12 protein-coding genes and 1 tRNA gene are annotated in these 13,751 nt (G+C 63.7%); 6 read left to right on the forward strand and 7 right to left on the reverse strand.

Annotated elements, in window-relative coordinates; all coding sequences use genetic code 11:
* Nucleotides 1-4 precede the first annotated feature (4 nt).
* Nucleotides 5-451 (forward strand): thioredoxin TrxC, encoded by a 447-nt coding sequence (gene trxC / locus JI664_RS13035; protein ID WP_207014193.1) that lies wholly within the window; start codon nucleotides 5-7, stop codon nucleotides 449-451.
* 132 nt (nucleotides 452-583) lie between these two features.
* On the opposite strand, the gene JI664_RS24025 is transcribed toward trxC, so the two are convergent.
* The 5 genes from JI664_RS24025 to JI664_RS13060 all read right to left on the reverse strand — a co-directional run bounded on the left by JI664_RS24025 (nucleotide 584) and on the right by JI664_RS13060 (nucleotide 5,446).
* Nucleotides 584-1,435: an ABC transporter permease gene (locus tag JI664_RS24025; protein ID WP_207014194.1), complete on the reverse strand. Its 852-nt coding sequence runs from the start codon at nucleotides 1,433-1,435 to the stop codon at nucleotides 584-586.
* A 6-nt stretch (nucleotides 1,436-1,441) separates the two neighbouring features.
* Nucleotides 1,442-2,716, reverse strand: coding sequence for an ABC transporter permease (locus tag JI664_RS24030; protein WP_286174079.1), 1,275 nt, complete (start codon nucleotides 2,714-2,716; stop codon nucleotides 1,442-1,444).
* A gap of 106 nt (nucleotides 2,717-2,822) precedes the next feature.
* On the reverse strand, nucleotides 2,823-3,938 hold the full coding sequence (locus tag JI664_RS13050; protein ID WP_207014195.1) for an extracellular solute-binding protein: 1,116 nt from the start codon (nucleotides 3,936-3,938) through the stop codon (nucleotides 2,823-2,825).
* Between the two features lie 88 nt (nucleotides 3,939-4,026).
* Nucleotides 4,027-5,124, reverse strand: a complete 1,098-nt coding sequence (locus tag JI664_RS13055) for an ABC transporter ATP-binding protein (protein WP_207014196.1) — start codon at nucleotides 5,122-5,124, stop codon at nucleotides 4,027-4,029.
* Between the two features lie 235 nt (nucleotides 5,125-5,359).
* Nucleotides 5,360-5,446, reverse strand: a tRNA-Leu gene (locus tag JI664_RS13060).
* Nucleotides 5,447-5,731: 285 nt separating this feature from the next.
* Between JI664_RS13060 and JI664_RS13065 the strand changes: the two genes are divergently transcribed.
* Complete coding sequence (locus JI664_RS13065; protein WP_207014197.1) at nucleotides 5,732-6,532, forward strand: LytTR family DNA-binding domain-containing protein; 801 nt, start codon at nucleotides 5,732-5,734, stop codon at nucleotides 6,530-6,532.
* A gap of 34 nt (nucleotides 6,533-6,566) precedes the next feature.
* Here the strand turns inward: JI664_RS13065 and JI664_RS13070 are convergent, their stop codons facing one another.
* On the reverse strand, nucleotides 6,567-8,252 hold the full coding sequence (locus JI664_RS13070) for a peptidoglycan-binding domain-containing protein (RefSeq protein ID WP_207014198.1): 1,686 nt from the start codon (nucleotides 8,250-8,252) through the stop codon (nucleotides 6,567-6,569).
* Nucleotides 8,253-8,506: 254 nt separating this feature from the next.
* Here JI664_RS13070 and lipB point away from each other — a divergent pair, with 254 nt between their 5' ends.
* Together lipB and JI664_RS13080 are read left to right on the forward strand one after the other, a co-directional pair.
* Entirely contained in the window at nucleotides 8,507-9,229 is a 723-nt protein-coding gene (gene lipB / locus JI664_RS13075) for a lipoyl(octanoyl) transferase LipB (protein WP_286174091.1), read from the forward strand.
* Between the two features lie 95 nt (nucleotides 9,230-9,324).
* Nucleotides 9,325-9,693 (forward strand): hypothetical protein, encoded by a 369-nt coding sequence (locus tag JI664_RS13080; RefSeq protein ID WP_207014200.1) that lies wholly within the window; start codon nucleotides 9,325-9,327, stop codon nucleotides 9,691-9,693.
* Here JI664_RS13080 and JI664_RS13085 read toward each other — a convergent pair.
* Entirely contained in the window at nucleotides 9,639-10,898 is a 1,260-nt protein-coding gene (locus JI664_RS13085; RefSeq protein ID WP_207014201.1) for a PLP-dependent aminotransferase family protein, read from the reverse strand. The genes JI664_RS13080 and JI664_RS13085 overlap by 55 nt on opposite strands.
* 372 nt (nucleotides 10,899-11,270) lie before the next feature.
* Between JI664_RS13085 and ctaD the strand changes: the two genes are divergently transcribed.
* Both ctaD and JI664_RS13095 read left to right on the forward strand, forming a co-directional pair.
* Nucleotides 11,271-12,926: a cytochrome c oxidase subunit I gene (gene ctaD / locus JI664_RS13090; RefSeq protein ID WP_207014202.1), complete on the forward strand. Its 1,656-nt coding sequence runs from the start codon at nucleotides 11,271-11,273 to the stop codon at nucleotides 12,924-12,926.
* Nucleotides 12,927-13,105: 179 nt separating this feature from the next.
* A complete protein-coding gene (locus tag JI664_RS13095; RefSeq protein WP_207014203.1) occupies nucleotides 13,106-13,747 on the forward strand; it encodes a glutathione S-transferase family protein in 642 nt (213 codons plus the stop codon).
* The last annotated feature ends 4 nt before the right edge of the window (nucleotides 13,748-13,751 follow it).

Genomic DNA, 13,751 nt, shown 5'->3' on the forward strand with positions numbered 1-13,751 from the left:
CGCCATGGCCACCAAGATCAAGCTGACCTGCCCGGAATGCGCGCAGGTGAACCAGTTCCCCGCCGACAAGGCCGAGGCCTCGCCGAAATGCGGCATCTGCGGTCATGCGCTCAATGACGGCAAGGTCGCCAAGCTCGACCTCAAGACGCTCGAGAAGATGGCAAAGAACGACGATCTGCCCCTGCTCGTTGATTTCTGGGCGCCGTGGTGCGGACCCTGCCGACAGATGGCGCCCGAATTCGAAAAGGCCGCGCGCGAGCTGAAAGGCAAGGTGCGACTGGCCAAGATCGACACCCAGTCGAACCCCGACGCCACCGTGCGCTTCAACATTCGCGGCATCCCGGCCTTCATCCTGTTCCATCGCGGCCGCGAAGTGGCCCGCCTCGCCGGCGCCCGCCCGGCCCGCGATCTGCTGCGCTTCGTCGAGGAAAAGCTCGCCCTCACACGCTAGGGCGCGCAAAGCGGATCCGGACAGCAAAAGGGTGCCCCGTCGCGGGACACCCTTTATCTTTAATCCGGAAATATACTCGGGGGGTGAATTTGCCGTCAGGCAAAGAGGGGGGCAGACAGCCCCCCTGCTTCCTTAACCCGGGCTCATCCCCCGCAGCCGCTCATTGCGCCGACGCAGGATTTCCAGCGTCGCGAGCAGCAGGATCGACAAGGCCACCATCAGCGAGGCCACGGCAAGGATCGTCGGCGAGATCTGCTCGCGCAGGCCGATGAACATCTGCCACGGCAGCGTCTTCTGCCCGGCCGACCCCACGAAGATCACCACCACGACTTCGTCGAACGAGGTGATGAAGGCAAACAGTGCGCCCGAGATCACCCCCGGCAGGATCAGCGGAAGCTGAACCTTGAAGAAGGTTTTCACCGGCCCCGCCCCCATCGATGCCGCCGCCCGGGTCAGCGAGCGGTCGAAGCCCACCAGCGTCGCGGTCACGGTGATGATGACGAAGGGAATACCCAGGATCGCGTGCGCCAGCACAACGCCCCAATAGGTCCCCTGCAGGCCGATCGCCGAGAAGAAGAAATACATCCCCGCCGCCGAGATGATCAGCGGCACGATCATCGGCGAGATCAGGATCGCCATCATCGCGCGCTTGAACGGCACATGCGTCTGGCTGAGGCCGATCGCCGCCAGCGTACCGAGGCTGACCGAAATCAGCGTCGCCATCGGTGCGATGGTCAGCGAGTTCCTCATGGCCAACTGCCAGTCGGGATTGGTGAAGAAGTCCACGTAGTGCTTGAGCGAGAACCCTGCCGGATCCAGCGCCAGCATCTCCGGCGTGAAGGTGAAGAAGTCCTCAGCGTTGAAGCTCAGCGGCAGGATCACGAGGATCGGGAACATCAGGTAGAAGAACACCAGCGCGCAGATCACGCGGAAAGCGTAGTACCAGACCCGTTGCAGCGGGGATGCGTAGCTTGGAAGCGCCATGTGTCGTTACCCCAGCTTGACGTTATCGATGCCGACCACGCGGTCGTAGACCCAGTAGAGCACCAGCACGGCCACCAGCAGGATCGTGCCCAGAGCGCCGACCAGCCCCCAGTTGCCCGAGACGTACCATTGGTGCGCGATCCGGTTCGAGATGAACATGCCCGACGGGCCGCCCACCAGTTCGGGCGTGATGTAGTAGCCCACCGCCATGATGAAGACGAGGATTGCGCCCGCGCCGATACCGGGGATCGATTGCGGGAAATAGACCCGCCAGAACGCCGTCCAGTCATTCGCGCCAAGGCTCTTGGCCGCGCGGACATAGCTCGGCGGGATGGTTTTCATCACCGAGTACAGCGGCAGGATCATGAAGGGCAGCAGGATCTGTGTCATCGCCACGATCACGCCGAACTTGTTGTTGATCATCGTCAGCCGGTTGTCGTCGGCCACCAGTCCGATCCAGACCAGCGTCTGGTTGATCACGCCCTGTTCCTGCAACAGCACCTTCCAGGACGATGTCCGCACCAGAAGGGATGTCCAGAAGGGCAACAGAACCATGATCAGCAACAGGTTCGCGTAGCGCTCTTTCACATTCGCCAGAAGGAAGGCGATGGGATAGCCCAGAACCAGCCCCAGGAAGCAGATCAGCCCCGACATCCACGCCGTGCGCCAGAACAGCATCAGGTGGATAGACCGATCATCCGGCAGCGGCTCGATATGGCCCGAGACCATCGTGCGGTCCACGGCGGACAGGTAATACCCGATGGTCGGAGACGAGGAATACGCCTTGAGCGCGCGCCACGTTTCCAGCTCGCCCCAGCCTTCATGCGACTCGATCATCATGTCGCGGAACGGGCCGTCGGTTTCCAGATCGATCCGGCGGACCAACCGCTGGGCGCGGCGCACCATCGTGGTGAAGCCCGCCAATTCGTAATTCATCCGCCGCGCGAAGGTCAGCGCTGTGCGGTTTTCGGCAGCGACCTGCAGGTCGGCCACCAAGGCGCGGAAGGTTTCTTCCGGCGGCAATTCGGTACTGTCGACGTCCCAGCTCTCGAGCGCCGCGACGGTCTGCGGCATGATCTCTTCGACCACTTCGTTGTCGATGGAGCGCGTGAGCATCGAGCCGATCGGCATCAGGAAGCCCAGAATAACGAACGCCAGAAGCGGCGCGATCAGCAGCAAGGCGCGGATCTTTTGTCGGCGCAATGCGCGACCGAGGCTTTTCTTGAGCGGCTCACCGTCGTGTGTCGACAGCATATCCGGTTTGGTATCGCTGGAGCTCATCCTCGGGTCCCTGTCAGGGTCGGCGCCCGGACAAGCGAAGTCGCTCGGGCGCCGGTGCATCGGTCAGGTACCGGCCTCGGACCGAGGCCGGTACCAGTTCACTTTATTATTGGGCCAGCCAGGCCTGGAAGCGCGCGTCCATCTCGTCGCGGTAATCTGCCCACCAGGTGTAGTTGAACAGGAACGCCCCTTCGAGGTTATCCGGCGCGGTCGGCATGTGCGGACCCATCGGAATACCCAGCTCGGCGTGATCGCCAACCAGCGGCGCCGACGACGTGCGGGCCGGACCATACGAGATATAGGCGGCCTGATCGGCCAGACGCTGGGTGTCGGTCGCGAAATAGAGGTAATCCAGCACGCGAGCGAGGTGATCTTCGGGCAGACCCTCGGGGATCACCCAACCGTCCAGGTCGAACATCTGGTAGCCCCAGGCCATGCCGATCGGCTGGTCCTGCTCGGCAATGGCCGAGAACAGACGACCGTTATAGGTCGACCCCATGAAGACTTCGCCATCGGCCAGAAGCTGCGGCGTTTCGGCGCCGGCGGTCCACCAGATGGTCTCATCCTTGATCGTGTCGAGCATGGCGAAAGCGCGCTCGACGCCCTCGTCGGTCTCAAGCATGTCGTAGACGTCTTCGATGGCCACGCCGTCGCACAGCAGCGCCCATTCCATGTTGCCGATCGGACGACGCTCAAGCGCGCGGCGGCCCGGATAGGTTTCCAGATCGAACACGGCGCAGGCATCGGTCGGCGCCTCGGCACCCTCGGGCACCATGTCGGTGCGGTAGCCGAAGGTGGTCGAATACACGATCTGCGGAATGAAGCATTCCGAGACGATCATGTCGCCGAAGTCTTCCGACGCCGAGGTGCCGTCCGGCGCTTCGGCCAGAACTTCGTCGGCGTCGATCGGCATCGCCAGACCTTCGTCGCACAGGCGCATCGCGTCCGAGGCAACCACGTCGACCAGATCCCAGGTCACGTTGTTGGCTTCGAACATCGCGCGCATGCGGGCCACGGCATCAGCCGAGCTTTCGTCGGTGATGATCTGCACCTCGGGGTGCATTTCCTGATAGGGCTCGTGATAGGCGTTGATCTGAGACTGCTGGTAAGCGCCGCCCCAGGACACGATGGTCATTTCGTTGGCCATGTCCTGAGCGAACGCGCCACCAGCGGTCAGCGCGAGGACTCCGGCGGCCCCCATCATTGTGGTCTTGAGTTTCATTGAAGTACTCCCTAGTCGAGTTGCCCGCTGTTGTCGCAAGCCGTCCTGCGGGCAAGGAATCGGCAAGAGTTTCCCACGCGCCGCGCCGTCAGGCGTCGAGCGCACGGCAATCCTCGGCCTGCCATCCGATTTGAATCTTTTGACCCGGCGAATAGCGGCCCTGATCCTGAGCGTTCCGATACTTCATGATGAAGTCGTCATTCCCGGCAACGCGCAGCCGAACCCGGAATGTATCGCCCATATAGATGAATTCCAGCACTTCGGCGTCGATCAGGTGCGCGTCGGACGCCAGACGCTCGGGATTCGATTCAACCCGCTCGGGGCGGATCGAGACCCGCGTGCGCTCGCCAGACTTGGTCACATTGACCGGCTGCGCGTCGATCACGCTGCCATCGTCAAGCCGCACCGTACAACGATTGCCGTTGATCGTTTCGATAACGCCTTCGAGCTTGTTGTTCTCGCCGATGAACTGCGCCACGAAGCTGTTTTCGGGGCGTTCGTACAGATCCTCAGGCGGGGCAAGCTGCTGGATGCGCCCGTCGTTGAACACCGCCACGCGGTCCGACATGGTCAGCGCCTCGGTCTGGTCGTGGGTGACATAGACCGTGGTGATGCCCAGCGTGTGCGCAAGGTTGGTGATCTCGAACTGCATGTGCTCGCGCAACTGCTTGTCGAGCGCGCCAAGCGGTTCGTCCATCAGCACCAACTCAGGTTCGAAAACCAGCGCCCGGGCCAGAGCGACACGCTGCTGCTGACCGCCCGAAAGCTGTGCCGGACGGCGGCTGGCGAAATCGCCCATCTGAACCATGTCCAGCGCGCGGCGGATCTTGCCCTCACGCTCGGACTTGCCCATCCCACGCACTTCAAGAGGAAAACCGAGATTCTCGGCAATCGTCATATGCGGGAACAACGCGTAGTTCTGGAAAACCATGCCAATCCCGCGTTTGTGCGGCGGGATGTTGTTGATCGGCTTGTTGTCGAGAAGGATTTCGCCATGGGTGGCGGTTTCAAAGCCCGCCAGCATCATGAGACAGGTTGTCTTCCCCGACCCGGACGGACCGAGCATCGTCAGGAATTCACCCTTCGGCATGCTCAGGTTCAGGTCTTTGACGACAAGCGTCTCACCATCATAGCTTTTTTGCACACGATCGAATACGACGAAACCGTCGGTGCGTGTTTCTGACACTTAGCTTCCCCCTGTGGAAGTGCTTTTTTGTTCTTGTGATTGAGTAAAACGGCCCGACCACTTGAATTCAAGCGTTAAACCGCCCATTCCCGCAATCGACGCCCAAAGGCGACAATAGGCGCATCATTCCCGTCATTTGCAGGAACATGGACCGAAATTGTGGCGGGATGCAGGCGAATCGACTTCCGGCATGCAGGACAAACTGCTCGGAAACCCTGATTCACAAAGGGGAAAATGGTGCGGTCGAGAAGACTCGAACTTCCACGGGGGTTAGCCCACAGCGACCTCAACGCTGCGCGTCTACCAATTCCGCCACGACCGCACTTGGATTGGTGCGCAGCGTTTAGCCGGTTCGTTCCGGGATGTGAAGAGGGAAATCGGCCCCTTTTGCGCATTTCTGCTCAACACGCGGCGCGGGGGCCTTCGCAAGCCTTTTGCGCAGGTCGCACGCCCACCTGCGCCGTGCCAAAGCGCCACATGGACGGGTCGTTGGCGGCAGCGCGGGCTTGCCATTAGGGGGCCGCGTCGTGTCTCTGGGTCCGGTCCGAAACGATATCCGCCCCGCCTGTGAATGCTCGCCGAGTCGCGTCCCTCCGGAGAAAACCAAGTGTCCGAAAACCCGCTGCACCTTGCCTATGACGACCTGCGCCGCGTGCTCTCGCGCCCGTCATCGCTGGTGATCATCGCGGCGGTTGTCGCGGCACTGGGTATCTCGGGGCCTTTCGGCACGATCGATTCGCTGACCTTCGTCCCGCGACTGGGCTATTGGGTGGCGATCGTCGCGATCACGCTGCCCAGTTGCTGGCTGGCCTGCCTGACCGTCGTCTTCGCCTTGCGCGCGCGCGGGTTCGGCAGGATGGCGCTTTGGATCGCGGGCAGCGTCGTCGCGGCCCTTCTCGCCACGGCCGAGGTCGCGGTCATCAACCTGCTGGTCTACAACCAATCGATCTTCGCGGCGGGCGAGACCTCCGCCCTGTTGCTGTCGACCGTCCCGATTGCCGTTTTGATCACCGCAGCCTTCACTTGGGGCTATCGCGACATCGACCCGGATCAAGCGGATGACAGCCCCCCTGCCCCCGCCCAGACCGGCCCGCAAGCCCCAAGGCTGCTGGCCCGGCTGCCCCTCGATAAGCGTGGCGCGCTGATCTCGCTGTCGGTACAGGACCATTATGTCGAGATCGTCACCGCGAAAGGCCGCGCGATGCTGTTGATGCGGCTGGGCGACGCCATCACTGAGGCCGAGGGCTGCGCCGGATTGCAGGTTCACCGCTCGCATTGGGTGGCGCTGGATCAGGTACGCGCAAGCCGCCGCGATGGCGCGCGGGGCGTGCTGACACTGTCGGACGGGCGCGAGATCCCGGTCAGCCGCACCTATCTGCCCGAAGCGAAAGAGGCCGGGCTTTTCTGAGCCCGGCCTCGATCCGTGTTCTGAGCGTTCGGCGTTACTTGCCGCTGGGCGCTGCGGGGGCCGTCGGCGCCGCGGGCACCGCCGGGGCCAGCGGCACGGCGGCGCGCATCGGTGCCGGGGTCTCGCCCGACGCGGCGGCGAGCGCCTGAAGCACAAGCTGGTTGCGCGAGGCCGGGCCGGGCTGGAACGCGACCTCGGTCGTCAGCGAAACGGGCACCGACGCGTTGAACCATTCCGACGCCAGATCACGCCGCTGCACCGCGCCGATCCCCTGCATCAGGTGATGGGCGGGCAGCTCGCCATAGGCGGTTTCGCCCAGCGCCGACAGGACCAGAGCCGAAGCGATGGCAACATCCAGATTGTCCGCCGAATAGCCCGAGGACAGGCAGATCCGGGCATAGGTCGCCAGATCCGTGGTGCTCATGCCCGAGCCGAGCATCCATTGCGTCGTCGCGCCCAGCACGACGTCGCGCGCCTGCAGCGACAGGGCGGAAACCTGCGGTTGAAGCTCTTGTCCCAGCGTTTCGCAATCGCCGGTCACGCTGGCCGGGGTCACACCCAGCTGGGTCATCAGCGCCTCGCCATCGGCGATGGCATAGCCGCGCGCGACGCAGAACTGTTCGTTCAGGGTGAAGACCGGGTCGGTCATGTTGCCCAGATCGCTGTAGCCGCCATTGGCCGATGTCACGAGCCCCACACGGTTGCAATGCGAGGCAAGCGACGCCGATTGCGCGCGCGCGCCGCCGCCCAGAAAGCTGGGACGCGTGGGCGTCGCAGCGGCTGTCGCACCGGCCGCCGGGCTGGCGCCGGGATTGGGGACCATCGGCTGCGCGGCGGCGACCGGGGCGGCCAGCGTGCCCGCCGGGGCGGTTCCCTGCGGCATGGCCGGGGCCGAGACGGCGACTGTCGCGCCCTCGCTCAGCCGGCAGGCGGATTGCAGACAGTCAAAGGCCGCGGGCGTCGCGTCGTTCGACTGGAAGTCGTTGCGCGCATAGCCGTCGGGGGTCGAGACGAAGACCTGCACGGTGCAGGCCTGTGCGTTGCACCAGAAGGCCGAGCCGGTGACCGAGGTGTCGATGATATAGTCGGTGCGCCCGTCGCCGTTGAGATCGCTGAGCTGGACGAAGCCCGAGCGCGTGACCAGCTGTTCTGCCGACGGGTCCGAGCTTTCGGCGATGGTATCGACCGCATCGGCCACTTCGGGCGGCAGGCCATAGGCCCCGGCGCTGCGCGAGCCGCCGCCGCGCATCTCGTCGCGGACGGTTTCCAGAAGACCGCGCACGCCGTCGCGATGGCGCGACGAGATGCGCGACACTTCGGCCCCCCCGGCGATGGCCCGCTGGTAAGCCGTGACCAGCACGAGGCGTTCGAATTCCAGCAACTGGCCGGTAACGGGGAAATTCAGATAGGTCTGGTAATTGCGAATGCCGTTGCGCGAATTGGGCCCCAGCGAGCCATCGACGACACCGACATTCCAGCCGAAATGGTTCAGCGCGGTCTGAATCTCGCGGGCCTGTTGACGGGCCGCGCTGTCGACGACGACCGTGCGACGCACGACACGGGTGCGCTGTTGCGACTGTGCGGCGCCTGCGATGATGGCGCCGCCGATGATCCCGCCCAGCACACCGGCGGCAAGGCTGCGTTGGGCTTCGGCGCGTTCGACGCTGGTGGCGACAAGCGCGGCGACAAGCGCTGTAGTGGTGAAAATCTTAGAGGTCATGATAAGCATCCCGAACGAAACAACTGTATGGCGAGCAGGCTAGCACCGGCTTGCGGCTTGCGCCAAGCAATGTCTGCAGGGCCGGTGAATAAAATAAGGTGTATTCACACCGGCCATGCGGCGATCACCGGCAACGCGGCGAGCGAGGCCACCAGAAGAACGGCGGCCAAAGTCGTCTGACTGAGTTGAAACATGATCCCTCCTTGTCATGCGGGCGGCCTTTTTCGCGGCGCGCTTGCTTGATCCTTTTCCGTCTGTCGCTACTTTGCGCCCGAAGGTTCAATCGGCGATCAGGGAAAGTTCAGCGCATGGAATGGACGGTGCTCGAAGGGCTTCAGCCCTATGCCGAGACGCTGGCGGCGATGGAAGAGCGTGTTGCGGCGATCGCGCGCGGTGACGCGGACGAGGCCATCTGGCTACTGGAACACCCGCCACTCTATACCGCCGGCACCTCGGCCCGCGCCGAGGATCTGACCCAACCCGACCGTTTCCCGGTCTTCACCGCCGGGCGCGGCGGGCAATACACCTATCACGGCCCCGGTCAGCGCGTGGCCTATGTCATGCTGGACCTCAACAAGCGCGGGCGCGACGTGCGCTGCTTCGTGCACCGGCTGGAAGACTGGGTGATCGGCACGCTGGGCGAGTTCAACGTCACCGGCGAACGGCGCGAGGGGCGCGTGGGCGTCTGGGTCGAGCGCCGCGACAAGGCCCCCAATGCCGACGGCTCGGTGCGCGAAGACAAGATCGCCGCGATCGGCATCAAGCTGCGCCGCTGGATCAGCTTCCACGGTATCTCGATCAATGTCGAACCGGACCTGTCGCATTTCGACGGCATCGTGCCCTGCGGCATCCGCGAGCATGGCGTGACCAGTCTGGTGGATCTGGGCCTGCCGGTGACGATGACGGATCTGGACGTGGCGCTGAAACGGCAATTCGATCAGGTCTTTGCCGAAGACATCGCCTGCAAGGCTGGCTGACGCGAGTGATCGCCGCGGCGCCGTTTATGCTAGGGCCGCCGGGCACACACCGCTACTGTACGAGCTGCCGCCTTTCGCGGCCGGGAAGCCCTTTCATGACATCGTTTCAGGCCGCATCGCGGCATCTGCTCGGCCTTGCGGCCGCCTGTTGTTTTGCGGCGCTGCCGGCGCTGGCGCAGGATCTTCACGGCGACCCGTCCGGCTTCAACCTGTTCAACGATTCCAGCCGGGTGATGATTGCCTTCGCGGTCGAACTCGACAGCGGCAATTACACCGAGAACCTGCTGGATCAGCCGATGCAACCGGGCATCGGCCGAACCATGGATCTGCAGGGGATTCTGGACGGCGCCTGCGACCACCGGACCCGCATCGTCTGGGCGGGCGGAGAGACGCAGGATGTCCTCGTGCCCTACTGCACCATCGCGTCGCTTTCGCTGACCGATACCGAGGTGCTGTACGACTGATCGGCGCGGATGAGGCGGCCCAGCCGCTTCATCCCTTCTTCGATCATCGACTCGCCCGCGCAGGAAAAGCTCAGCCGCAGCGTGTTGCCGTTCGAGCCATCGGCAAAGAAGGCGCGTCCCGGGACGAAGGCGACCTTTTCCGTCTTCAGCGACTGCGCCAGCAGATCGGCGCCGTCCATGCCCGTGGGCAAAGTGAGCCAGACGAACATGCCGCCTTCGGGTTTGGTGAAGCGCACGCCCTCGGACATGTAGCGCCTGAGCGCCGAGAGCATCGCATCGCGCCGCGCGGCATAGGTCGTGCGCAGCATCGCGACGTGATCGTCGAAGATCGCGCGGGCGACATGGTTGGTGGCGATCTGGTTAAGCGTCGGCGAATGTAGATCAGCGGCCTGCTTCATCAGCACCAGCTGCTGGATGACCGGCCGCGCTGCCACCACCCAGCCCACCCGCAAGCCCGGCGACAGCACTTTCGAGAACGAGCCCGAATAGATCGTCCGGCATTGCTGCAGATCGCCCTTGCGCGCGAGTTCCAGCGCCAGAATCGGCGGGATCGCCGCGCCATCATAGCGCAGCGCCTGATAGGCCGCGTCCTCGATCACCGCGATATCCAGCTCTTCGGCCAGATCTAGCAGCGCCTCGCGTCCCGAGCGGTCCAGCGTCTCGCCGGTGGGATTGGCGAAATCGGCGGACAGATAGGCAAATTTCACCCGCCCTCCCCCGGCCCGCGCCGCCTGCGCGATGTCCGAACCGGGGCGGTTGCCCTTGGGGTCGAGCCGGTCATAACGCGGCTCATAAGCGTTGAAGGCCCCCAGCGCGCCCATATAGGCGGGCCATGTCACCAGCGCGGTGTCGCCGGGATCGAGCATCAGCTTGCCGAGATAATCGAGCGCCTGTTGCGACCCCGACGTGATCAGAACGTCATCGGCGCTGCAGGGGATGCCGATCTGGCCCATCTGCCCGGCGATCCATTCGCGCAGGGGCAGATACCCCTCGGACACCGAGTATTGCAGCGCGGCACCCGCCGCGGGGCCGGTCAGGGCCGCAGACATCGCGTCGCGGAAGGTTTCCGTGGGAAAAAGCGCCGGATCGGGGATGCCGCCCGCGAACGAGATGATGTCGGGCTGATCCAGAAGTTTCAAAAGTTCGCGGATTTCGGATGCTTTCATGCGTCCGTTGCGAGCTGCGAGCACGTTTTGCCAATCCATCGTCATTCTCCGGCGTTGTCTGGCGGACAAGGCACCGGGCCGGGATATATGTCAATCTTGCTGACCTTAATGTTTCAGCGAAGCGCCCAATTTGTGATCGCGAACGCCGTTTCGCAGGGAATTCCGCCCGCTTGCCGCCGAATCGTGGGTGTCGCCGGGACAGAGCGTGATTCGGCCCATCCTCCCTTCGCCCCCGTCACAGCCGCGCGAGCGGTCCTTGACTTGCATCAAATTTTTCCACTCTGCGACATCAGGGACATTGCCGCCGCAGCACGAGCATTCTAGAACGGGACCAAGTCTTTGCCGGGGTCTTACGATTCACGGGCGAAGATTGCGTGAGAAAAAATGTTCGCAAGGGAACGGGAGCAACGAATGGCCAACGCAGCCGCCCACGGACATGAAGACCAGCGCGGGTTCTTTACCCGCTGGTTCATGTCCACCAACCACAAGGACATCGGCATCCTTTACCTGTTCACGGCAGGGATCGTCGGTTTCGTCGCGGTGGCCTTCACCGTTTACATGCGTCTCGAGCTGATGGAGCCGGGCGTTCAGTACATGTGCTCGCAATGGGCCGATGACGGCTCGTGCGCCACGCCGAACGGCCATCTGTGGAACGTGCTGGTGACCGCGCACGGCGTGCTGATGATGTTCTTCGTCGTCATCCCGGGCCTGTTCGGCGGCTTTGGCAACTACTTCATGCCGCTGCAGATTGGCGCGCCGGACATGGCGTTCCCGCGTCTGAACAACCTGTCCTACTGGCTCTATGTCGCCGGCGCCTCGCTGGCCGTGGTGTCGCTGTTCGTTCCGGGCGGCGAAGGCGGTCGGGGCGCAGGGACGGGCTGGGTTCTGTATCCGCCGCTCTCGACTCGTGAATCGGGCTTCTCGATGGACTTCGCGATCTTCGCGGTCCACCTGTCGGGTGCCTCGTCGATCCTCGGTGCGATCAACATCATCACCACCTTCCTGAACATGCGTGCCCCCGGCATGACCATGCACAAGGTGCCGCTGTTCGCCTGGTCGGTCTTCATCACCGCATGGATGATCCTGCTGGCCCTGCCCGTTCTGGCCGGCGCCATCACGATGCTGCTGACCGACCGCAACTTCGGGACGACCTTCTTCGACCCGGCCGGTGGCGGCGACCCGATCCTGTACCAGCACATCCTGTGGTTCTTCGGCCACCCGGAAGTGTACATCATCATCGTTCCGGGCTTCGGCATCATCAGCCACGTGATCGCCACCTTCTCGCGCAAGCCCGTCTTCGGCTACCTGCCGATGGTCTACGCGATGGTTGCGATTGCCGCTCTGGGCTTCGTCGTCTGGGCGCACCACATGTACACTGTCGGCATGTCGCTGACCCAGCAGACCTACTTCATGCTGGCCACCATGACGATCGCCGTGCCCACGGGCGTGAAGATCTTCTCGTGGATCGCCACCATGTGGCGCGGGTCGATCAGCTTCGAAACCCCGATGCTGTGGGCCTTCGGCTTCCTGTTCCTGTTCACGGTGGGCGGTGTGACCGGCATCGTGCTGAGCCAAGCTCCGCTGGACCGGATCTATCACGACACCTATTTCGTCGTGGCGCACTTCCACTACGTGATGTCGCTGGGCGCAGTCTTTGCGCTGTTCGCCGGCATCTATTACTGGATCGGCAAGATGTCGGGCCGCCAATACCCGGAATGGGCCGGCAAGCTGCACTTCTGGACCATGTTCATCGGTGCCAACCTGACCTTCTTCCCGCAGCACTTCCTCGGCCGTCAGGGCATGCCGCGTCGTTACATCGACTACCCGGAAGCCTTCGCGCTGTGGAACTATGTCAGCTCGATCGGCGCCTTCCTGTCGTTCGCCTCGTTCCTGTTCTTCATCGGCGTGGTCTATTACACGCTGACCCGCGGCAAGCGCGTGACCGAGAACAACTACTGGAACGAATACGCCGATACGCTGGAATGGACCCTGCCTTCGCCGCCGCCCGAGCACACGTTCGAGCAACTGCCGAAGCGTGAGGACTGGGACCGCAGCCACGCCCACTGAGGCAAGGCCCACCAGACATGAAAGGGCCCCGGAGACATCTCCGGGGCCCTTTTCCGTTGAGCCCCCCACATTCGTCACCAAAGGTGATAGAGCAGACAGGCCGCCATACCCCCGGCCGCTGCCTGTCGTGACTGGCGGCAAGGGGACATCCGCGTGAAGGCGGCCAAGGGAGAAACCGAATGCTGACACTCTGGGGACGCCGGGATTCGTCGAACGTGCAATCCGTGGCCTGGACGTTGGCCGAGCTGGGCCTGACCTATGAGCGCCACGATGTCGGCCACCGATTCGGCGGCACCGATACGCCCGAATACATCGCCATGAACCCAAACCGCACCGTGCCGGTGCTGAAGGATGGCGACGGGCCTGCGCTGTGGGAATCGGCGGCGATCGTGCGCTACCTTGCCAACCGTTACGCGCCCGAGGAATTCTGGCCCGCCGACCCGCTGGCGCGCGCCGATGTCGATCGCTGGGCGGAATGGGCGAAGGTCAATGTGAACGTGCCCTTCGGGCTTTCGATCTTCTACCCGCTGACCTTCCTGCCGCCCGAAAAGCGCGACAGCGACGCTATCGCCCGCGCCATGACCGCCATCGGCCAGAAGCTGCAGATCGCGGACGCACGGCTGCGGGATCGCGATTACATGATGGGCCCGGCCCTGACGCTGGCCGATATCCACATGGGCAATCTGCTCTATCGCTATTACGCGATGGATCTCGACCGCCCCGACCTGCCCGCACTGGCGGCCTATTACGACCGTCTTAGCGCGCGCCCGGCCTATGCCGAGCATGTCATGGTCTCTTTCGACGCCCTTCGCCCCCGCTGACTCC

It is taken from the genome of Rhodobacter sp. NTK016B, assembly GCF_017303295.1.
Lineage (GTDB): Bacteria > Pseudomonadota > Alphaproteobacteria > Rhodobacterales > Rhodobacteraceae > Pararhodobacter.